Annotated in this window: 24 protein-coding genes, 1 tRNA gene and 1 pseudogene; 15 read left to right on the forward strand and 11 right to left on the reverse strand. The window is 49.3% G+C overall.

What is annotated here, in order from left to right:
- The 4 genes and pseudogenes from BS639_RS08755 to BS639_RS08775 all read right to left on the reverse strand — a co-directional run.
- Positions 1-548, reverse strand: a 548-nt coding sequence (locus BS639_RS08755) for an oligogalacturonate-specific porin KdgM family protein (RefSeq protein ID WP_139804071.1), incomplete at its 3' end; no start/stop codon positions are given.
- A gap of 1,410 nt (positions 549-1,958) precedes the next feature.
- A pseudogene (locus BS639_RS08765) lies at positions 1,959-2,120 on the reverse strand (Arm DNA-binding domain-containing protein); the annotation flags it as partial.
- Between the two features lie 195 nt (positions 2,121-2,315).
- A tRNA-Arg gene (locus BS639_RS08770) sits at positions 2,316-2,392 on the reverse strand.
- A gap of 204 nt (positions 2,393-2,596) precedes the next feature.
- On the reverse strand, positions 2,597-3,505 hold the full coding sequence (locus tag BS639_RS08775; RefSeq protein ID WP_084982871.1) for an L-lactate dehydrogenase: 909 nt from the start codon (positions 3,503-3,505) through the stop codon (positions 2,597-2,599).
- A 226-nt stretch (positions 3,506-3,731) separates the two neighbouring features.
- Here BS639_RS08775 and folD point away from each other — a divergent pair, with 226 nt between their 5' ends.
- Both folD and ybcJ read left to right on the forward strand, forming a co-directional pair.
- Complete coding sequence (gene folD / locus BS639_RS08780) at positions 3,732-4,598, forward strand: bifunctional methylenetetrahydrofolate dehydrogenase/methenyltetrahydrofolate cyclohydrolase FolD (RefSeq protein ID WP_055776969.1); 867 nt, start codon at positions 3,732-3,734, stop codon at positions 4,596-4,598.
- Between the two features lie 11 nt (positions 4,599-4,609).
- The gene (ybcJ, locus tag BS639_RS08785; RefSeq protein ID WP_009638470.1) at positions 4,610-4,828 is read left to right on the forward strand and encodes a ribosome-associated protein YbcJ; all 219 of its coding nucleotides are present in this window, start codon (positions 4,610-4,612) and stop codon (positions 4,826-4,828) included.
- 88 nt (positions 4,829-4,916) lie between these two features.
- Here ybcJ and cysS read toward each other — a convergent pair whose 3' ends face one another.
- Positions 4,917-6,305, reverse strand: a complete 1,389-nt coding sequence (cysS, locus tag BS639_RS08790; RefSeq protein WP_055776966.1) for a cysteine--tRNA ligase — start codon at positions 6,303-6,305, stop codon at positions 4,917-4,919.
- Between the two features lie 304 nt (positions 6,306-6,609).
- Here cysS and ppiB point away from each other — a divergent pair, with 304 nt between their 5' ends.
- The 4 genes from ppiB (at position 6,610) to purK (ending at position 9,604) form a co-directional block, all read left to right on the forward strand.
- Entirely contained in the window at positions 6,610-7,104 is a 495-nt protein-coding gene (ppiB, locus tag BS639_RS08795) for a peptidylprolyl isomerase B (RefSeq protein ID WP_055776963.1), read from the forward strand.
- A gap of 12 nt (positions 7,105-7,116) precedes the next feature.
- On the forward strand, positions 7,117-7,839 hold the full coding sequence (gene lpxH / locus BS639_RS08800; RefSeq protein WP_055776958.1) for a UDP-2,3-diacylglucosamine diphosphatase: 723 nt from the start codon (positions 7,117-7,119) through the stop codon (positions 7,837-7,839).
- A 194-nt stretch (positions 7,840-8,033) separates the two neighbouring features.
- Positions 8,034-8,543, forward strand: a complete 510-nt coding sequence (gene purE, locus BS639_RS08805; RefSeq protein WP_055776955.1) for a 5-(carboxyamino)imidazole ribonucleotide mutase — start codon at positions 8,034-8,036, stop codon at positions 8,541-8,543.
- Positions 8,540-9,604, forward strand: coding sequence for a 5-(carboxyamino)imidazole ribonucleotide synthase (purK, locus tag BS639_RS08810; protein WP_084982872.1), 1,065 nt, complete (start codon positions 8,540-8,542; stop codon positions 9,602-9,604). Before purE ends, purK begins: the two co-directional genes overlap by 4 nt.
- Before the next feature lie 80 nt (positions 9,605-9,684).
- Here the strand turns inward: purK and ybbP are convergent, their stop codons facing one another.
- Together ybbP and ybbA are read right to left on the reverse strand one after the other, a co-directional pair.
- A complete protein-coding gene (ybbP, locus tag BS639_RS08815; RefSeq protein ID WP_084982873.1) occupies positions 9,685-12,117 on the reverse strand; it encodes a putative ABC transporter permease subunit YbbP in 2,433 nt (810 codons plus the stop codon).
- Complete coding sequence (gene ybbA / locus BS639_RS08820) at positions 12,114-12,800, reverse strand: putative ABC transporter ATP-binding protein YbbA (RefSeq protein WP_084982919.1); 687 nt, start codon at positions 12,798-12,800, stop codon at positions 12,114-12,116. Before ybbA ends, ybbP begins: the two co-directional genes overlap by 4 nt.
- On the opposite strand from ybbA, the gene tesA reads away from it, so the two are divergent.
- The 5 genes from tesA (at position 12,768) to BS639_RS08845 (ending at position 16,806) form a co-directional block, all read left to right on the forward strand.
- Positions 12,768-13,415, forward strand: coding sequence for a multifunctional acyl-CoA thioesterase I/protease I/lysophospholipase L1 (gene tesA / locus BS639_RS08825; protein WP_055778198.1), 648 nt, complete (start codon positions 12,768-12,770; stop codon positions 13,413-13,415). The two genes, ybbA and tesA, sit on opposite strands and share 33 nt — an antisense overlap.
- Before the next feature lie 35 nt (positions 13,416-13,450).
- A complete protein-coding gene (locus BS639_RS08830) occupies positions 13,451-14,227 on the forward strand; it encodes an SDR family oxidoreductase (protein WP_084982874.1) in 777 nt (258 codons plus the stop codon).
- Between the two features lie 73 nt (positions 14,228-14,300).
- Positions 14,301-15,158, forward strand: coding sequence for a co-chaperone YbbN (locus BS639_RS08835; RefSeq protein WP_055776941.1), 858 nt, complete (start codon positions 14,301-14,303; stop codon positions 15,156-15,158).
- Between the two features lie 287 nt (positions 15,159-15,445).
- Positions 15,446-16,354 (forward strand): SPFH domain-containing protein, encoded by a 909-nt coding sequence (locus tag BS639_RS08840; RefSeq protein ID WP_055776938.1) that lies wholly within the window; start codon positions 15,446-15,448, stop codon positions 16,352-16,354.
- Positions 16,354-16,806, forward strand: coding sequence for an NfeD family protein (locus BS639_RS08845; RefSeq protein ID WP_055776935.1), 453 nt, complete (start codon positions 16,354-16,356; stop codon positions 16,804-16,806). Before BS639_RS08840 ends, BS639_RS08845 begins: the two co-directional genes overlap by 1 nt.
- Positions 16,807-16,883: 77 nt before the next feature.
- Here BS639_RS08845 and BS639_RS08850 read toward each other — a convergent pair whose 3' ends face one another.
- From BS639_RS08850 to BS639_RS08865, 4 genes are all read right to left on the reverse strand, one after another.
- Positions 16,884-17,891, reverse strand: coding sequence for an alpha/beta hydrolase (locus BS639_RS08850; protein WP_055776930.1), 1,008 nt, complete (start codon positions 17,889-17,891; stop codon positions 16,884-16,886).
- Positions 17,892-18,076: 185 nt separating this feature from the next.
- Entirely contained in the window at positions 18,077-18,475 is a 399-nt protein-coding gene (gene cueR, locus BS639_RS08855; protein ID WP_055776927.1) for a Cu(I)-responsive transcriptional regulator, read from the reverse strand.
- An 89-nt stretch (positions 18,476-18,564) separates the two neighbouring features.
- Complete coding sequence (locus BS639_RS08860) at positions 18,565-19,614, reverse strand: phage integrase (RefSeq protein WP_084982875.1); 1,050 nt, start codon at positions 19,612-19,614, stop codon at positions 18,565-18,567.
- A gap of 84 nt (positions 19,615-19,698) precedes the next feature.
- On the reverse strand, positions 19,699-19,980 hold the full coding sequence (locus BS639_RS08865; protein ID WP_084982876.1) for a helix-turn-helix domain-containing protein: 282 nt from the start codon (positions 19,978-19,980) through the stop codon (positions 19,699-19,701).
- A gap of 106 nt (positions 19,981-20,086) precedes the next feature.
- Between BS639_RS08865 and BS639_RS08870 the strand changes: the two genes are divergently transcribed.
- The 4 genes from BS639_RS08870 to BS639_RS08885 are packed head-to-tail and all read left to right on the forward strand — an operon-like array spanning position 20,087 to position 21,363.
- Positions 20,087-20,506: a hypothetical protein gene (locus BS639_RS08870; protein WP_233427641.1), complete on the forward strand. Its 420-nt coding sequence runs from the start codon at positions 20,087-20,089 to the stop codon at positions 20,504-20,506.
- Entirely contained in the window at positions 20,503-20,793 is a 291-nt protein-coding gene (locus BS639_RS08875) for a hypothetical protein (protein ID WP_084982877.1), read from the forward strand. The genes BS639_RS08870 and BS639_RS08875 overlap by 4 nt, the downstream gene beginning before the upstream one ends.
- A 2-nt stretch (positions 20,794-20,795) precedes the next feature.
- Complete coding sequence (locus tag BS639_RS08880; protein WP_084982878.1) at positions 20,796-21,002, forward strand: hypothetical protein; 207 nt, start codon at positions 20,796-20,798, stop codon at positions 21,000-21,002.
- 10 nt (positions 21,003-21,012) lie between these two features.
- The gene (locus BS639_RS08885) at positions 21,013-21,363 is read left to right on the forward strand and encodes a hypothetical protein (RefSeq protein ID WP_084982879.1); all 351 of its coding nucleotides are present in this window, start codon (positions 21,013-21,015) and stop codon (positions 21,361-21,363) included.
- The last annotated feature ends 6 nt before the right edge of the window (positions 21,364-21,369 follow it).

Consider the following 21,369-nt stretch of genomic DNA (forward strand, 5'->3'; position numbering starts at 1 on the left):
TTGTTATATCGATAATCATTAACATATGTATAAACTGTTGTTTGCCATGCAGTCATCCATTTATCGTTGATCTGATAGGTTACATAACCATCCCATCGTTGTTGTTGTGCTCTGGAATTATTACCGTTTAAATCTGTTGAATGAAACAGGTTATAATCGTAACGATAACGTATCCCTAGATTAAGGTCTTTTCTAACATCATATGACAGTTTAAGGTAGGGTCCCAAACGTGTGCCGGTCGAACTCCAGTGAAGCAAATGACCGGGCTTAAGAGATAGTTTATCTGTAAGGTGAATTGTATAATTTGTATCTATTTCATTATAGCTTAATCCAAAAGGCTCATTGCTGTTTTCATGAGTTTTGTTAAAACTATCTGTTTCTAGACTTGCAAACCATCCTGATTTCCAATTCTCGCTTAATTTTAAACGTGTTTCATAGGCATGACTACCACTGCGATAGCCACCGAATCCATTTAAAGTAAGAGCTTGGGATTTGAAAGAGAGTAGTGTAGCTAAGACAACGGAAAATAATAAAAACATTTTTTTCATTATGAGGCGCTCTTTTTTTATTTTGTACGATGTGTGTGATTATTTTTTAATTTTTTTACTTCTATATTTCAAAGTTGAGTGAATCATTAATCTTTTAAGTACGCGTCAAGACATGCTTGAACATAAAATCAAGCATGTTATTGATAACTATCCACAGAGGAAAAAATACTTCGGAGTTTAAATCCCAATGTGTTTTGTAAATGAAGTTTAACTCCATTGAGTGTGATTTAATACAAAAAAAAAGTCAATACCTTTTGTTAAAATTTATTTTATATATGAGGTAAAATTAATTTAGTTTCAAATTCAATGTAAAATCCTTTAATTTCAATGAATTAGTGGTGGCGCTATTTAATTGATCAAATCGAACTTAAATAAAAAATCTGCTTGCATCACTCTTTTCAGGCAAACCGATTACCTCTAGGCATGCACGGTCTCATTCTATTATTCAATACAAAAATCATGGCTATATTTTAAGGGATGCTGGATATGAAAAAGGGCAATATCGCGTATTCGTGCACCGTTAGATGCCATAGACGTGAGGGGTGGCAACGCGATGTCATTAACGAAGCCGGCATGTGGGGGATTTGATTTAGAAGGGAGGAAAGACTGCAATTGGAGCTCAACGCAGCAGGATGCATTATCTTTTGGGAGTCAGCCGAGAGCGAGGCTTTGTATCTTGAAGGTGGCATAGTCTTTGGGCTCAGCAGTATGTGAGCTGATGTCCGCTTCACGCCCTGAGACATTCGACAAGTTTTTTATGGCTTCAGTAAGGGCGAGTGTCGCTCAAAGCTGCCTGACAACGTGGTCAAGCCCTACCACAGCTCAGAGGTACAAAAAATCACCTTAACGTACAATAATTTTCGATATCCAAACTGACCCCTAGTACAGCGTTAAAATTGCTTTAAGAGATTAAGCTTGTCTATAAAATCCATCACCTCACCAATTCGATATCCTCTGGAATTTTTGATAGGCAATATAAGACCTCGAAATTTTCTTCCCGTTTTTTCTGCATGAAAGATCTCAGCCGCTTTTACTTTGAGCATTTTTGCCAATGTTTTCTCGTTGACTCTTAGGTTCGGGGTTCTTGTCATCGATTTACTCGTTGATTTTTCAATGGTTATAGTTTTATATACCATTTTTTTGTTTATTTGAAAGTGAAAAACAATACTTTACTTGGCAAAGAAATTTCTTAAATAGATCAGCAAATCAATTGGATGCGAATATCCACAGTACTACTGAAAGCGCTCTGGGGTTCCCCCTCCAGCTCCACAAAATTAGATAGGACAATGACCGAACAGACTCAAACAAACCTGCAAGTTATCAGCGCGGTAAGAACTACACTCTGACACCATCGAGACAGAAATGGATACGCAAAAAATACGTAGCTCCTTTAAAGGAAAAAAAACTGCTACCCAACGCTAGCATCTTTTGCTTACCGTCAAAGCGGTACTGCAAACGCCAGTATTTAGATCCATTGGGGTGAACCATTAAATGCATGCCTTCGCCATCGGTAAGTTTGTAAGGCTTATCCGTGGGCTTTGCACTTCTTACCTTCACATCGGTTAATGCCATTAGAGGCCCTCCGTTGCTGGCTGTTGGTACAAGATTTCATTGAACGAGGATATACCATCACATATACCAACAGATACTACTTGATGCAGGTAGATGTAGGTAGACTCTGAGAGAATTTCGACGCGCTAAAATCAGCCAAATCACTGAATTTCAGGCATAAAAAAAGACGTCAGTTGACGTCTGTTTACTTCGAAATGGTACGCCCTACAGGGCTCGAACCTGTGACCTACGGCTTAGAAGGCCGTTGCTCTATCCAACTGAGCTAAGGGCGCATTAGACTGCTAAAAGGCAGTACAGCGGACTCGGATTATACGGGCCGCCAGTGTCGAGTCAATGGCTTTCGCGCTTACTGCTTAATGCCTGAGCAATTTAGCCGTAATTTATCTTAAAATGACCACCGAGCCGCCTGAAATTAAATAAATTTCAATATGAAGGCGCTCAGCGTCGTGAATTTTCGCTTACTGATTATTGGTTACTTAATTGCTTTCAAATGCACCACGGATAATCTCGGCCGAGGCGCGATAAGCTGCTGCTTCTTCAGTCGCCAGCACCGGTTGCAATCTTTTAACAACACCTTGGCCACCAATAATGGCAGGCTGCCCGATATATACCTGCTGGGTTTCGTCCCAGGCGGCAATCGGATAAACGCTTTGCGCGTCTGATAATACGGCATCGACTAACTGAGCGGTTGCCGTTGCGATGCCAAAACTGGTCCAGCCCTTGCCCTGTAATATTGCCCAGCCACCGCCGCGCACCGAAGATTCAAGTGCCTGCCAATCCGCCTGACTTTCACCCGCTAATTGACTCACCGGGCAACCGCCAACGTTGACCGTACTCCAGGCAACAAACTGCGATTCGCCGTGTTCGCCCATCACGTAGCCGTTAACGCTCTTAGGGTCCAGGTTGAAGAACTCCCCCACCACGCGCTTCATACGTGCGGTGTCTAACGAAGTACCCGTGCCAAAAACCTGCGCATGCGGCAGTCCGCTAACTTTCTGAATAACTTGGGTAATGACATCACACGGATTGGTGATATTGATAATTACACCGTTAAATCCGCTGGCCATGATTTTTGGCGTCACGTCGCTTACCACTGCACGTGTTTCGGCCAGCTCTTCCAGACGGTCTTCACGCAGCAGAGTTTTGGGCCCAATCGCCATCACCACCACGTCTGCATCTGCAAGCGCGGCATAATTATTGGCGATCACTGCGGTACGGGAAGAGGAAAATGATGCCATGTCCTGTAATTCGAGTGCCTGGCTGGTGGCTTTACTTTCATTTTCATCGATCAGAACCAGTACGTCGCACAGGCCCTGCGTGACCAGTGAAAATGCGGTATCTGCACCCACGTGGCCTGCGCCGATAATGCCCACTTTACGTGTCATGACTGTGTTTCCTTATTTACTCTGTGAAATATCGGACTCAACTACATTCGTTATAAAATGATTAACTCACCGGTCTGTCACGCATTTTTAGGGTTTAGTGTTAAAAAAACCAGCGACCTGACTATTATCTGTTCAGCTTATTGCCATTCAACGCCTGACAGCAGCCGCATGTTCTGACAAAATAGGCGCATCCCCCGCATTTTTTAAAAGATGGATTTCTCCCCAGATGGCAGCAAAGATTATTGACGGTAAAACGATTGCGCAGCAGGTCAGAAGCGAAGTCGGTGAAAAAGTAAAGCAACGCCTCGCGCAGGGTAAACGCGCCCCTGGACTGGCCGTCGTGCTGGTCGGCGAAAATCCGGCATCACAAATATATGTTGCCAGCAAACGCAAAGCCTGTGATGAGGTTGGTTTCCTTTCCCGTTCATACGACTTGCCTGCGACCACCACTGAAGTTGAACTGCTGGCGCTGATCGACCAACTGAATAACGACGACGCAATCGATGGAATTCTGGTGCAACTTCCCTTGCCCGCGGGTATTGATAACGTAAAAGTACTCGAAAATATTCATCCGGACAAAGACGTAGACGGTTTTCATCCTTATAACGTCGGGCGTCTATGCCAACGTGCACCAAAGCTGCGCCCTTGCACACCGCGCGGCATTGTGACGTTGCTTGAGCGTTATAATATTGACACCTTTGGCCTGAATGCTGTGGTCATTGGCGCATCAAACATTGTAGGTCGTCCAATGAGTATGGAGCTGCTGCTGGCAGGTTGCACCACGACCGTCACGCACCGTTTCACGAAAAATCTGCGACACCACGTCGAGAATGCTGATTTGGTGGTGGTCGCGGTCGGTAAGCCGGGCTTTATTCCAGGAGAATGGATCAAACCGGGTGCTATCGTGATTGATGTCGGTATTAACCGTCTGGAAAGTGGTAAAGTAGTCGGCGATGTGGAATTTGAAGCGGCCTCCGAGCGCGCATCTTTCATTACGCCGGTTCCAGGTGGCGTTGGTCCTATGACTGTTGCTACACTTATTCAAAATACCTTGCAGGCTTGCGAGGAATATCACGACGTGAATACTCACTAAGACAGGATGGCATGGAAACTTTTTTTCTCGAATCTCACCCGCACGTTGAACTCTGCGACCTGCTCAAATTTATGGGCTGGTGCGAGAGCGGTGCAGCGGCTAAAGCGGTGATTGCCGAAGGTCAGGTTAAGGTTAACGGGAAGGTCGAAACCCGCAAGCGTTGCAAAATTCTGGCCGATCAGCAGGTTGAATTCGCCAGCAGCAAAATGGTGGTTAAAGCCTCCGCGTAATCAGCTCAGTTGATAACGCAAAAAAACGGCGGTTAAGTCATTAACCGCCGTTTTTTTATTGGGAAAACCGAACTGTAAATCTGAAGATTTATTTACGACGCCAAGTGGTGCCTGCTGCCCCATCTTCTAACACGATACCCATCTCGTTTAAACGGTCGCGAGCCTGGTCGGCCATGGCCCAGTTTTTACTGGCACGTGCGTCGTTGCGCTGCTTGATCAACGCTTCGATTTCAGCCACTTCGCCGTTGTCGTCAGCCTGCGCACCGGACTGCAGGAACTGCTCCGGATCCTGCGCCAACAGGCCTAACACACCCGCCAAACGACGTAATTCAGCCGCCAAGCCGTTGGCCGCAGCCGGATTTTCAGCCTTCAGGCGATTAATATCGCGCGCCATGTCAAACAGCACCGAGTAGGCTTCCGGCGTGTTGAAATCATCATCCATTGCGGCGCGAAAACGCGCTTCGAAGGCTTCGCCACCTGCGGGTTCAGCACTTGAATCGGTGCCACGCAGTGCAGTGTAGAGGCGCTCCATTGAAGTACGCGCCAGCTTCAGGTTCTCTTCGCTGTAGTTTAACTGACTGCGATAGTGACCCGACATCAGGAAATAGCGCACGCTTTCGGCGTCGTAGTATTTCAGTACGTCGCGGACGGTGAAAAAATTATCCAGTGATTTTGACATTTTTTCGCGATCGATCATTACCATACCCGAGTGCATCCAGGTATTAACGTAAGGACCATCGTGCGCACAGCTTGACTGGGCAATTTCATTTTCATGGTGCGGGAACATCAGATCAGAGCCACCGCCGTGAATATCAAAATGCGACCCCAACTGTTTGCAGTTCATAGCCGAACACTCAATATGCCAACCTGGACGACCGTTACCCCAAGGCGAATTCCAGCTTGGTTCGCCCTCTTTGGACATTTTCCACAGCACGAAATCCATCGGATTACGTTTTACATCAGCCACTTCAACGCGCGCACCGGCCTGAAGTTGGTCGAGATCTTGACGAGACAGCAATCCGTATTCAGGATCGCTCTCCACCGAAAACATCACGTCACCGTTGATGGCGACGTAGGCGTGATCGCGGTCGATCAAACGCTGGACGATCTCAATGATCTCGGGAATATGGTGAGTCGCGCGCGGCTCCAGATCCGGAGGCAGGATCCCTAATGCGTCGAAATCAGCATGCATTTCAGCGATCATACGGTTGGTGAGATCGTTAAAACCTTCACCGTTATCGGCAGCACGTTTAATAATTTTATCGTCAATATCGGTGATATTACGGACATATTTCAGCGCATAGCCGGAATAACGTAAATAGCGCGCCACCACGTCGAAAGAAACAAAAGTACGCCCATGTCCAATGTGACAGAGGTCGTAAACGGTAATCCCACACACGTACATGCCGATTTTTCCGGCATGAATTGGTTTAAATTCCTCTTTTTGGCGACTCAGGGTGTTAAAAATCTTCAGCATCGAGCTATTCCAATTGTGTTGTGGGTAATTATAGTGTGAATAAATGGCAAATAGTTACACGTATACCGGTCATAATATAACGAAAAGCACGCTGCTGAAACGTTATAAGCCGCGGCATATGCATATTGGCCACTTAGTTATTGTTATAATATAACAACTAAGCCGTCAATTGTGTTCGTCATTCTGTCTTAAATTGCCCTCTTAAACACTAGGGGCTGACGGCTACTTTTGAGTTATGGTATAAGAAAAGGCTATAGTACTGCCTCATCAATGAGTAAACACTTACAAAAGCAGGATGATTATTATGGTCACTTTTCACACCAATCACGGCGACATCGTTATCAACACCTTTGCTGACAAAGCGCCAGTCACCGTTGAAAACTTCCTGAACTATTGCCGTAAAGGTTTCTACGACAACACTATTTTCCACCGTGTAATTAACGGTTTCATGATCCAGGGCGGCGGTTTTGAGCCTGGCATGAACCAGAAAAACACCGATGCACCTATCAAGAACGAAGCGAACAACGGTCTGAAAAACACCCGCGGCACGCTGGCAATGGCGCGTACCAATGATCCACATTCCGCCACCGCGCAGTTCTTCATCAACGTGACTGATAATGATTTCCTGAACTTCAGCGGTCAAAACGCTCAGGGTTGGGGCTACTGCGTATTTGCAGAAGTGACCGGCGGTTTGGATGTTGTTGAAAAAATCAAATCAGTGAAAACGGGCCGCAGCGGCATGCACCAAGACGTACCAGTAGAAGACGTGATCATCAAAAGCGTTACCGTTAGCGAATAACGTGACGCAGGAATGACAACGTTTTTTATCGCAGATATCCATCTTTGCGCACAGGAACCGGCAATTACTGCCGGTTTTCTGCGTTTTTTACGCGAAGATGCGCCACAGGCGGAAGCGCTCTATATTCTGGGTGACTTGTTCGAAGCTTGGATCGGCGATGACGACCCCCAGCCGCTACACGCCGAAATCGCCCGCGCGCTCAATACATTGCATCAACAGGGCATTCCCTGCTTTTTTATTCACGGTAATCGAGACTTTTTGCTGGGCCGGCGTTTTGCCCGCGACAGCCTGATGACGTTATTGCCGGAAAAGAAGGTACTTGAACTTTATGGACGTCGAGTGCTGATTTTACATGGCGATACCTTGTGCACTGACGACGTTGGCTATCAAAAGTTTCGCAAAAAAGTACATAACCCTCTTATCCAAAAACTTTTCCTCATGCTCCCGCTTAAGTGGCGACTACAGATTGCCGCCAAGATGCGTGCCGGAAGTAAGGCGTCAAACAGCCATAAAGATCTGACAATTATGGATGTTAACCAGCACGCGGTGGTGCAAGAAATGCAGAGACACGGCGTTGAATGGATGATCCACGGCCATACTCACCGTCCAGCCATTCACAATGTTGAGCTCGGGGAAGCGCTAGGCCATCGTGCCGTGCTCGGAGCCTGGCACGAAGAAGGTTCTGTCGTGAAAGTGAGCGCCGATGGCGTAGAACTTATTACCTTCCCGTTTTAACCTATACCAATAATCAAGGGATTTATTCCCCCTTGATTACACTAAGTGATTGCAGAATCTTCGCTAGATTACGGCGACGCAACCGTTTTCCTTGCGGTTTTGACGTGCTATTATTTGCGCCCTCTCGGTCAGGTAAACATTTTGTTTGTACCGCCACCTGACAATGCTTGCACAATCACAGGAGCTTTACAGGCATGACATCCAACGTTACCCCGGCAAAAATCGCTATCGTCATGGGGTCTAAAAGTGACTGGGCTACCATGCAGTTCGCTGCAGACGTCCTCACAACGCTGAATATTCCTTTTCATGTCGAGGTAGTCTCCGCTCACCGCACGCCGGACAAATTGTTCAGCTTTGCCGAGCAGGCCTCTGAAAATGGGCTGGATGTGATCATCGCCGGTGCTGGTGGTGCTGCGCATCTGCCGGGCATGATCGCGGCAAAAACGCTGGTTCCTGTGCTAGGTGTGCCGGTACAAAGTGCAGCGCTGAGTGGCGTTGACAGTCTTTATTCCATCGTACAAATGCCGCGCGGTATTCCAGTCGGTACGCTGGCCATTGGTAAAGCGGGTGCGGCAAATGCGGCCCTTCTTGCCGCACAAATTTTGGCGCTGCACGACAGCCGCATTGCGGGTGCATTAGCCACCTGGCGCAAAGAACAAACTGACGAAGTCCTGAATAATCCCGACCCACGGGAGGAAGCATGAAGCCGGTATGCGTACTCGGAAACGGTCAGTTAGGCCGCATGCTGCGTCAGGCAGGTGAACCGTTAGGTATCGCCGTTTATCCGGTGGGTATCGACGCCGAACCTGAAGCCGTTCCTTTTCAAAATAGTGTGATCACCGCTGAAATTGAGCGCTGGCCAGAAACCGCGTTAACCCGTGAGTTGGCAAGCCACACGGGCTTTGTGAATCGTGATATTTTCCCACGCTTGGCCGACCGACTGACCCAAAAGCAGCTGCTCGACCAATTAGGTTTAGCTACCGCGCCGTGGCAGCTGCTGGGCGATGCCGCAGAATGGGCAGATATTTATGCCCACCTGGGCGAACTGGCGATTGTTAAACGTCGCGTTGGCGGCTACGACGGCCGTGGACAGTGGCGTTTTCGTCAGGGTGAAGAAACGACGCTGCCAGATGACTGCTACGGTGAGTGCATCGTCGAGCGGGGCATTAATTTCTCTGGTGAAGTCTCACTGGTTGGCGCGCGCGGACACGATGGAAAAACAGTATTTTATCCATTGACCCACAACCTGCATCAGGACGGTATTCTACGCACCAGCGTGGCCTTACCCACGCCGAATACCGCGCAACAGCAGCAGGCTGAGTCGATGCTGTCGGCCATTATGAACGAGCTAGAATATGTTGGCGTGATGGCGATGGAATGTTTTATTGTTCCTGAGGGTTTGTTGATTAACGAACTCGCTCCGCGTGTGCACAACAGCGGCCACTGGACGCAAAATGGTGCATCCATCAGCCAGTTTGAACTGCACCTGCGAGCGATTCTCGCGCTGCCCTTGCCAACGCCGGTTGTCAGTACGCCATCGGTGATGGTGAATCTGATTGGAACCGATGTGAACACCGCCTGGCTGAGTCAACCGCTGGTGCATCTGCACTGGTATGACAAAGAAGTGCGCACCGGACGCAAAGTTGGACACCTTAATCTCAACGACGCGAGTCCTGTGCTACTCAAAGATAACCTACAGGCACTGGTTCCCCTCCTGCCGGCGGAATATACCAGTGCAATAGCTTGGGCTCTAGAGAAGCTTTAGTCATATTCTGCCTCTTTCAAGCTGCAGATGGGTTAGCTACCTGCAGCTTGAAATCTATTGGTTATTAGTTAATACCTTCATTAACCTTGATAACCACGAAACAACGCCTTTCCTCGCAACAGCCTAACGCCTAACCAACTTCCGCACAGCGACAACAGTACGGCGCTCGTGATGGGCACTGACCACCACAGCACCATGTTTGGCTGCCAAGGGAAATCGAACACTTTGCGTTGCAGTAGCCAAAGCGCAGCTTCTGCCCCCACGGCAGCAGCAATGCCGGCGACCAATCCCAGCACTGCAAACTCACACCATAGCGTGCTGCGCAGCAGTTTTTTACTGGCACCGAGCGTGCGATAAACAACCAACTCCTGCCGGCGCTGGCGCATACCGACCTGAATTTGAGCCAGTAATAGCAAACCGCCGCAGAGAATAACCAGTATTACCATCACTTCCAGCGCGCGGCTCACCTGCTGAAGCACGTCACCGATTTGGCGCAAAATAGTGCCAATATCCAACAAGCTAAGGGTTGGGAACTGGCGGTTTAACTCAACCAGCATTGGCCCACTTTGCTGATAGTGGAAGCTTGTCAGCCAGCTTTGCGGCTGTGCATCGAGCGCCCCCGGTGGGAAGATAAAGTAAAAGTTGGGTCGCAGGCTGTCCCAATCGACTTTGCGCATGCTGGTAACCTTGGCGCTGAAATCCTGCGTGTCGCCGCTAAACGTCACAGTATCACCGAGTTTAATGCCCAACCGTTCAGCAATACCCTGATCGATGGATACCTCGCCAGCTTTCGGCGATCCACTGCCTTGAATGACCTGATTGTGCGTGGGCAATCCCTCCATCCAGGTCAGATTAAGCTCGCGGTCGATGGCTTCACGGCCTGAATCGCCTGGTTTAATCAGGTTGGTGGCATTCTGCTGATTAATTTTAGTCAGCCTGACGCGCACTATGGGATAGAAAGTGTCAGGCTCGACCTTATGCTGACGTAGAAAATCGGTGACCTGCGGCACTTGCTCCTTGGTGATGTTGAGCAGGAAATAGTTTGGACTGTCGGGAGGAAGTTGTTGCTGCCACTGACTAAGCAAGTCACCGCGCAGCACAAGCAACAGGGCCAGCAGCATAAATGACATCGAAAACGCGGCCAGTTGGCTGAGCGTAATCCACGGCTGGCGAAGCAAACGATTGATGGCTAAACGCAACCCCAGGTGACTCACGGTTAAACGGCGCAGCAGCAGCAGGCTCAACCAGCCAATGCCGCCCAACAGCAGTGAAAGCACGACAATTCCGCCAAGCAACGCCCACAGCAGAGCGCTGTTGCCCACTAATGCCACGAGCAATCCGACCACCACGAGGGTAATTACCGGCAGGAAATAGCGTAACGGCCAAACATTGGCAACCACATCTTGGCGAAGTACGCGCAGCGGTAACGTAGCAACCAGTTGACGATAGGGTCGTAAACCCACGAGCAGCGAAATTACCACCAGCGCCCCCATCGACCATACCCAAGGCCACAGGCCCGCGGCAGGCAATTTACTAGGCAGAACCGGCGCGAGCATTTTCATAAGCAAGGCTTCAAATCCGAGCCCGATAATACTGCCCACCACGGCGGCAAGTAAAAGCACCGCCACCCATTGGCCGATAATCAGTTTTTGCAGTGCCCGACGCCCTGCCCCCAACGTTTTCAGCACCGCCACCAAATCGTAGCGACTGCGGCAATAGTGACTCATCGACACCGCCACGGCGGCGATAGACAGCATGAGTGTCAACAGAGCCGACAGCGTTAAAAACTGCTGTGAACGCTGCAATGAACGGCTGAGTGCACCGTCAGACTCTTCCATACCGTACCAGCGCTGATCCGGACGCAGCAGACCTTTCACTGCCTGACCATAGCTCTGAATACTCTGTGCCGAACCGGCAAACATGTAGCGATAGGTGAGGCGGCTACCGGGCTGAACAGCACCGGTTTTCGGCACATCGTCCAAATTCATGATAATTCGTGGCGCCGTCTCAAACGGGTTAAAACCCGAGTCAGGCTCTTGATTTATAACGGCTGCGATACGTAGTGTGGTATCGCCAACGTCGAGATTATCACCCACTTTCAGGTTAAGCAGCGCCAAAAGTCGAGGCGCGACCAGCACCGTACCTGGCTGCGGTTTCATGCCCGCGGGCTGAGTGTCCAGATTGCCATAAAGGGGGTACGCCAAGTCAGTAGCCTTCACCGACGCCAGCTGTGGCGTATTACCGGCAAAAGTCATGGTCATAAACGACAGCTGGCGGCTGACTTTTAAACCCTGCTGCTGCGCATCGGCGATCCAGGCCTCTGTAATGGGCCGTGCAGACTGCAACACTCGGTCACCGGCAATAAAGTCGCGACTTTGCTCACTGAGTCCTTTATCCATTCGGTCGCTAATACTGCCCAGCGCCAGAACGCAGGCCACAGCGAGCGTCAGGGAAAGCCAAACAATAAGCAGCGACGGGGAACGCCATTCACGCCAGAACCAACGCCAAATCATGCATCCTCCCACAGTTTTCCATCACGCAGCCGCAGTCGCCTTTGGCAACGCGCCGCCAATTGTTCGTCATGGGTCACCAGAATCAGTGTCGTATGATTATCACGATTAAACGAGAACAGCAGATCGGCAATGCGTTCACCGGTCTGACGGTCAAGATTACCCGTCGGCTCATCGGCAAACAGCAGTTTCGGTTTGCCGATAAAAGCACGCGCCAAGGCGACCCGTTGCTGCTCGCCGCCGGAAAGTTGGGCCGGTAAATGGTGCAAGCGCTTGCCTAGCCCAAGCTGGTTCAGTAATTGCACCGCCTGCTCCCGGCTGCTGGCATCGGTTTCACCGCGCAATAAGGCGGGAAGTTGAACGTTTTCCAAGGCATTCAAAGTGGGCACCAACATAAATGACTGAAACACAAAGCCGACATTTTTATCCCGCAGCGCGGCTCGTCCCTCCTCATTAAGCGAGGTAAGGGGTTTACCCAGTAGCGTCACTTCGCCGCTGCTGCCGTCGTCCAACCCGGCAAGAATGCCCAGTAATGTTGATTTCCCCGAACCCGACTCGCCGATCAGCGCAATAGTTTGAGCGGGTTTGACAACCAGCTCAACACCGGACAGGATGGATAACTCATGTTCCCCCTGACCGACGTGTTTACTAAGATGATGAACTTCAAGTACGTTTTCCGCTGGCATCTTCCCTTCCTTCTGTTGATGGGAATGTTAAGTTTTCGCGCCGTTGCTGCTGATACGCTGCTGATTGTAGGCGATAGTTTAAGTGCGGTTTACCGTTTACCGGCAAACACCTCGTGGCCCACGCTGCTCAACGAGCAGTGGAAAAAGCGTGGCGGTATGCCTGACATAGTTAATGCAAGCATCAGCGGTGATACTTCCGCGCAGGGTCTGGCTCGTCTGCCGGGGCTGCTTGAGCAGCATCATCCACGCTGGGTATTGATTGAGCTGGGCGCCAATGACGGCCTGCGCGGTTTCGCTCCGCCCACCATCAGTCAGACGCTGAATCAAATAGTGACGCGGGTTAAACAGTCCAACGCCGAACCGCTTTTGATGCAAATACGCCTGCCGCCCAATTACGGTAAACGCTATAACGATGCGTTTTACGCGATTTATCCCGCACTTGCGAAACAGGCGGATATTCCGTTAGTGCCTTTCTTTATGGAACAGGTAGCGATTAAACCGGAATGGATGCAGGATGACGGGCTTCACCCAAATCAAGCGGCTCAGAATTTTATTGCCGACTGGATGTCCGGCAAACTGGCACCTTTGGTTGCTCCATCAATGAGTAAACCATAATCTTCAAATATTAGGGGCCTTCAACAGGTAAAGTTATGCAAAAAGCCGTATTGATTACCGGTTGCTCCAGTGGAATTGGCCTGGTCGCCGCTCAGGATCTCAGAAATCGCGGCTATCGCGTGCTGGCGGCCTGCCGTAAAACGCAGGATATCGACAACCTTCGCCAGTTGGGCTTTGAGACCATCGCGTTGGATTTAGACGATAGAAATAGCGTCACGCAGGCCGCAGCCAACGTGATTGAACTCACCGGAAACCGTCTGTATGGATTATTCAACAACGCCGGATATGGCGTTTACGGTCCCTTGCATTCCGTTAGCCGTGAGCAGTTTGAACAGCAATTTTCAACCAATCTCTTTGGCACCCACCAGCTAACTCAACTGCTGCTGCCTGCAATGTTGCCGCACGGCGAAGGTCGGATTATTCAGACTAGCTCAGTCATGGGGCTGATCACTACGCCAAATCGCGGCGTCTATGCTGCCAGCAAGTTTGCGCTCGAAGCCTGGTCTGACACGCTGCGAATGGAGCTACACGGCAGCGGAATTCAGGTCAGCCTGATTGAGCCAGGCCCGCTGCACAGCAACTTTACCCAGAACGTCAGGCAGACACAGTCTGATAAACCGGTGGTTAATCCGAGTCTGGCAGAAAGATTCACCCTCACTTCTGACGCCGTTTTGCCAAAATTGCGCCATGCTTTAGAGAGTCCACGAGCCAGATTACGGTATCCGGTGACCTTAATGGCCCACGCCGTCCCGGTGTTGAAGCGCCTGCTCCCTAGCCGCCTGCTGGACATGCTGCTCAGAGGCAATAGTTAAATTTTTCGCTTGAAGAAGAGTAAATTGCCCCCATATATTCTCCAAACGGAACGGACGAGAGAGAAAAGAATTCATGCTTGCACAACCTTTATCGATTGATATCAACGAATCTAACCTGCATCAGACGCTGGACCAGTCAATGACGGTCCCGGTCATGTTTTATTTCTGGTCTGAACGCAGCCAGCACTGTCTGGTACTCGGTCCAATCCTTGATAAACTGGCGGCAGAATACGCGGGACAGTTTGTTCTGGCAAAAGTGGACTGCGATGCAGAGCAGGCCATCGCCCAACAGTTCGGTTTACGTTCCATTCCTGCGGTTTATCTATTCCAGGAAGGCCAGCCGGTTGATGGTTTCCAAGGGCCGCAGCCGGAAGAAGTGATCCGCGAACTGCTCAGCAAAGTATTACCTAAAGAAGAAGAACTTAAAGCCGCGCAGGCCGCCGAACTGATGCAGGAAGGCAAAGTCATTGACGCCCTGCCACTGCTTAAAGACGCCTGGAACCTCAGTAATCAACGCAGCGACATTGGCCTGAGCCTGGCTGAGGCACAAATTTTGCTTAACCGCAGCGAGGATGCAGAAGCGGTGCTCGCCACTATCCCATTGCAGGATCGCGATACGCGTTATCAGGGGCTGGTTGCACAAATCGCCCTGCTGAAACAGGCGGCTGACACCCCTGAAATTCAGCTGTTGCAGCAGCAAATTGAACAAGACCCGCAAAACGTCGAGCTGGCGGTGCAGTTGTCGCTGCAGTTACACCAGGTGGGCCGCAATGAAGAAGCGCTGGAGCTGCTGCTTGGCCATCTGAAAAAAGATTTAGCCGCGGGAAACGGTACTGCGCGTAAAACGCTGATGGACATTTTAGCCGCGCTTGGCACGGGTGACGCCTTAGCCGCTAAATATCGTCGCCAGCTCTATTCGCTGCTTTACTGATATATTTTCTACTTTACTCAAAACAGAGTTTGATGATGCACTCGGCGTCACCCAGCCCTACTGTCTACACCTGATATTGACCCAATACACGCTGTTTTCCTCTCTCTTGAAAACAGCGTGTCGTTTCTGCGAGACGCCTCCAGCAAATCAATTTTCCTCTGAACTATTCTTAAGTCATGCCCCTCTGATCTAAATATGCGATGATTTAACCGCTGCGGTGGCTTGCCCGTAGCACAGGGAACGGTTTTACCGAATTTTCGGGACATATCATTACAGGAGTTTTAACCATGCTGACTTTTATACCCGTTGTGGTCGTATTAGCGCTGATCGTGGTATTTGCTGGCGTCAAAATCGTGCCTCAAGGCTTTCAATGGACCGTCGAACGTTTTGGCCGCTATACCAAAACGCTGATGCCGGGTCTCAACCTCGTGGTGCCTTTTATGGACCGCGTAGGCCGTAAAATAAACATGATGGAACAGGTGCTGGACATCCCTTCTCAAGAGATAATCTCGCGCGATAACGCCAACGTCGCCATCGATGCGGTATGCTTTATTCAGGTCATCGACCCAGCCCGCGCCGCCTATGAGGTAAGCAATCTCGAACAGGCGATCATGAACCTTACCATGACCAACTTCCGTACCGTGCTGGGTTCTATGGAGCTAGACGAGATGCTCTCCCAGCGTGATAACATTAACGCGCGCCTGCTGCATATTGTGGATGAAGCCACCAACCCGTGGGGCGTGAAAATTACCCGCATTGAAATTCGCGACGTGCGCCCGCCGGCTGAGCTAATTTCCGCCATGAATGCGCAGATGAAAGCAGAGAGAACAAAACGCGCCGATATTCTTGAAGCCGAGGGCGTGCGCCAATCGGCGATCCTTCGTGCCGAGGGTGAAAAGCAATCGCAGATACTCAAGGCTGAAGGTGAGCGCCAATCGACATTTTTGCAGGCCGAAGCGCGTGAGCGTAGCGCCGAAGCCGAAGCGAAGGCCACGCAGGTGGTTTCAGCAGCTATAGCGGCCGGTGACGTGCAGGCTATCAACTATTTTATTGCACAGAAATATACTGAAGCACTGACCAAAATAGGCTCGGCGAATAACAGTAAAGTCATCATGATGCCGTTAGACGCAACCAGCCTGATGGGCTCGATTGGCGGTATCGCTGAACTACTGAAAGAAACTAAAGGCGGAAAATAATGCTGCAGCAGTTGATGGCAAGTCCACATCTGTTTTGGCTGTCACTCGGGGGGCTGTTGCTGGCCGCCGAACTGCTGGGTGCCAGCGGTTATCTACTGTGGAGCGGTGTTGCCGCTGCACTGGTAGGTTTACTGGTTTGGGTGGTGCCGCTCTCTTGGGAGTGGCAAGGTGTGGCTTTTGCCGTGCTGACCATTGTCGCTGCGCTGCTGTGGGCCAGTTGGCTAAAACGAAAGCCTGATGACACCACTGCAAACGAAAGTCTAAATCAGCGCGGTAGACAAATGGTTGGACTGCACGGGCATTTGCTGGAGCAACCCGAAAATGGCTACAGTCGGATCCGCATCGGTGACAGCACTTGGCGAGTCAGTGGCGCAGAAACGTTGAACACCGGTGAAGAGGTTATCGTCACTGGCGTTGAGGGCAACACACTGCGGGTCGTACGCTATCCTTGAGCATCTACGCGCATTTCTGATAGATAACGGCAGGCACAGTTTCTGCCGTTATTCCCTTGCGCTCTTCTAGAACGTTTCTATTTATACAGCGTTTCTTTCAGGAACTTCACTGCCTGCGCGGTGGCGGCTTCTGCCGCAGGCGTCGCAGCCAGAGCATTTAACATGACAAAGTCATGAATGGTGCCAGCGTAACGGGTGGCAGTGACTCGCACACCGGCCTGAGTCAATTTACGCGCATAGGCTTCACCTTCATCTCGCAGCACGTCGTTTTCATCGGTGATGACCAATGCCTGAGGCAGATTTTTGAGCTGTTCAATCGAGGCATTTAACGGCGAGATGTGCGGATCGGCACGTTTGGCTACGTCTGGCTCATATTGATTCCAAAACCATTTCATTCCTTCACGCGTCAACCACGGCCCTTCTGCGAACTGATTATAAGAACCGTTGTTGAAATCAGCCGAGGTCACCGGATAGAACAGCAATTGTGATTTAATGGCAGGCGTTTTTCTTTCTTTAGCCAATAAGGTCACCACCGCCGCCATATTCCCCCCGACACTGTCACCGGCAACCGCCAGTCGAGATGCGTCAATGTTGAACTCATCGGCATGCTCTGCAACGTATTTTGTCACCGCGTAATCTTCTTCAATCGCAACAGGATAATGATTTTCCGGTGAACGATCGTAATCGACAAATACCAGGACAGCACGACTGCCTACGGCCAACTCGCGGACTAAACGATCGTGGGTATTTTTATCTCCCATCACCCAACCGGCTCCGTGGAAGTAGACGATAACCGGCAATTTACCCGTCATTCCTTGCGGGCGAATGACTCGAATCGACGTGTGACCTTTAGGGCCTACCGGCAGCACTTTGTCTTGAATTTCAACGTTCAACAAGTGCTCAGGATGAGCCTGGGCACCTTCTAATACTTTGCGCGCCTGCGCTGGAGTCAATTTATAAATTGGCGTTGAGCCAGCCAAGGAATCCACAAAACTTTGGGTGGCAGGTTCCAAAATCGGTGCGGCTAAAGCACTGGCAGAAACCAGAGACATGGCAAGCGCAGCGGAGGTCAAAGTCGTCTTCATGATAATTCCTTCTAATGTTTTTAAGTGGGATAGGCGGCGTTTTGTGTTGCGATAATTAATATCGCACAACTTAAATACATGCAATTAAATTGTGCACTATATAAATACACAAACTATTAAATTTAGAAGGATGACGGACTAATTACTTGAAAAGTATGAACTTTATTTACACTGAAACCTGAAAATTATTTTTTACAGCAACCGCTCAAATTATCGATGATTGGGCAAAATGCCCCTTCATCCCCGGGACAAGACTCAGCAAGCAGCAGCAATCTCTGATGCATTTCTTTAAGTTCCTCGATGTGCCTTCCAATTTCATTCGCTTTTTCTAGCGTTCGAACTTTGACGTCGGCACTGTGTCGCTGCGGATCATTGAACAAGGCCACCAGCTCTTGGCACTCTTCAAGATTAAACCCTACCTGTCTCGCCTGACGTAAAAGTGTGAGTTCTTCAATCTGTTTGGGCGCATAGCTGCGGTAGCCATTTTCGCTGCGCATGGGCGCTGTCACCAGGCCTTTCTCCTCATAAAAACGGATCGCTTTACTGGTTAAACCGGTTTTTTTTGCCACATCGCTAATATTCATTTTGTCCCCTTGACCTTCCCCTTGCTGGGAGGTTTCAGATACCCACAGCCACCTATGTGGCTGTGGTAAATCAATAAGTTACAACCCCATCAATCCCCAACTTTCCCCTCAAAACTACTAAGGTGTGGACGCAATGTGGACACTGCTTCAGAGTGTGGACACAATGCGGACGCCGTGGTTAATGGATTATAGCTCAAGGCATCGACCAAATAATCCGGTGAGAAGTGCGCATAAGTCATGGTCTGCGACACATCCGAATGACCGAGAATTCTCTGTAGAGTAATAATATTCCCCCCCTTCATCATAAAGTGTGTAGCAAACGTATGACGTAATGCGTGTGCAGCTTGTCCATCCGGCAGGTTCGGCTTTGCCTCTTTCATCATTTTGCGAAAACGGCTGTAGCTCACCCGGAACAATCGCCCGGACTCCCGAGTTTTGACGATGTCAGCAATATCTTTCGATATAGGTACAACGCGCTTATCACCATTTTTGGTGTGCGAAAACATTACGTTGTTATGAACTATGTTTTCAGCCTTTAACCCGTAAGCCTCCCCCCATCGTGCCCCCGTTGCAAGACAGAGAACAGCAATGCGGTAATAATCACCTGTCAGTTGGGAGAGCAACGTATCTATCTCCTTGGCTGTCAGGTAGGCCATTTCTGAGCGAATTTCTTTGAGTGGTGCAAGTGTAGCAACCGGATTTTCACCGTGATACTCACCAATTTTTGCCATGGTTTTAAAAAGACCACTCAAGGCAAAAAGGTCATGGTTAATGGTCGATGCCTTGATCCCACATTCAAGACGATAGGCGCGATAATCAACAATGCACCTGGCATCAATCTGGTAAAGCATGGGGTCTTCCATGTCACGGCATATTCCATTAATGGTATTTAGTCTGCGGTTGGCATAGGGCAGGTTTCTACCTAGCAGCATCCACCACAATTCAACAAATTCACTCATGCGACGCTTATCTGCCGGTCGACTCAGATAGTCTTTGTTCTGATACCTGCCAATGATGCTTCTCTCATACGCTAGAGCATCAGCCTTGCGATCGAACTTCTTACGGATACGCCTTCCATCGCGGCCCCGTGGTCTAACATCTACTTCAAAGCGACCATCTTCGAGTTTCTTAATCGACATAAGATAACCCTCCGATGTACTGCGAAATTTCTACCAGCAGGTCTTCAGCCCATAGGTAGTAAACATCTAACCAATTTTCTTCCCTTAGCGGGGTGAGTCTGTTTCGTCTTGCGTATATAGCGCAAGCGCTGGAGCAATTTGCCCCCTCGCCGGGTCCGTCCGGTCGTACATAAACCAGTCCTGGTACTTGTTAAATCTTGGATGACCAAAGAGCTTTACAGCCGATTCCAAGGTCATTTTCGATTTATCACTTTCATATCCATGATAAGTACCATAGTTAATACCTGTTAAATCAGTTAATTGCCTCTTTGTAATCCGCTCAGAGTCACGAATAAGAGCCAGCTTCTCACCTTGCGTTCTTGACATAGTTTGCAGTTCTCAACATAATTAAGCGTACTCAACTCAGGAGTTGACAGCTCAGCCCCTGTACCTAATTAGCCCCAACGGGGGCCAACTGAGGAACTTTAGCACAATGAAAAACATCAACGAAATCGAAACGCGTTACGCAAGACAGTTCCCGGTTGATACTGGCCGTGCTCTGCGCGTGTGCCGCATGACTGAGAAACAGACTCAAAAAATCCGCGATATGTCGACCAATGAATTGGCAAGTCAGATTTTTGTCTGTGCCGAAGAGTTCGCGTATCTCACTGGCCGTACTCTCAAATCAGTTCAGCATTTGATGGACAGGAATCAGATCCCCGTTCATCGCGAAGGTATGCCAGGTTCTAAACGTCCAAAGCGTTTTATTATGATGCAGGAATATCTGGATGCCCTTCGCCACTGCCGCGCAATCATTACCTCAGACGAGCGCTATCACATTGACCGATTAATGCGTGATAAGGCTACTTTCAGAAAAAGTTCTGCAAGGGGAAATAAGGGTGTTCGCGCATGAACCAATTAATGTTTACAGCGCCTACCAATGGCCTCAGTTCTGCACCGTTTTATATCGCCGCCAATTGTGTTTTAAACATTTACGAATTGCGCCAGAAGCATGGCAAAAGAGTTTGTGATCAAAATACTCCGGCTGAAATTGAGTGGGCAGTCGAGCAATTGAACTACCTAGCCGGTGTCGCAGCTTACAGCGGCAGTAAAGAAGCAATTGCCATAAGGAACGCAGCCGATATTTGGAAACGTTACGAAAAGAAACCTGACTTATTTCCCATAGAAATTGAGGCATAAGCATGGCTATCTCAACTCAATTACCGTCTTTGTCTTCGCTCTTAGTAAATCATCAGCGTCAGGAAAAGTGGGCGCAATGTGGTTTCTGGATGGAAATGCCAAACGGTCGTAAGTTTGTTGCTGATCCTAATGCACCATACACCCGCGCACCTGGGCAGCAAAATCAACGTCCGCGCTGGTTTGCGAAATTGATGGGTATATTTTTCTAAGGTGGTTTCCATGGAACAATTATCAAAAATGCCGTTTAAGGAATTTTCTATTGATTGGCGCACTAAAGCCAAGATTAGTAGCAATAATGCAGCGCGCTTTTTTAATATGAATCCTCTACAGGAAATTCATGGTGAAGAGGTTGGGCGTACTAACCGAGAGATGATTTTATTTCGCGCTAACAGGATTGCTATCAAGAATGGAGATAAAAAACCATTTCGTGAAAATGACGCTGATAAAAACTATGTTGACTTCACCGAAGAGCAGCGGGTTTTAATTATTGATGCGCTAAATGAAATCAGTCATTTCGGTAGGAATTTGCCAGCGTTTATCCCAATCGCAGATTGTAGAATTAACATTTAAACCATA

The organism is Rouxiella silvae (assembly GCF_002093625.1).
In the GTDB taxonomy this organism is placed as follows: domain Bacteria; phylum Pseudomonadota; class Gammaproteobacteria; order Enterobacterales; family Enterobacteriaceae; genus Rouxiella; species Rouxiella silvae.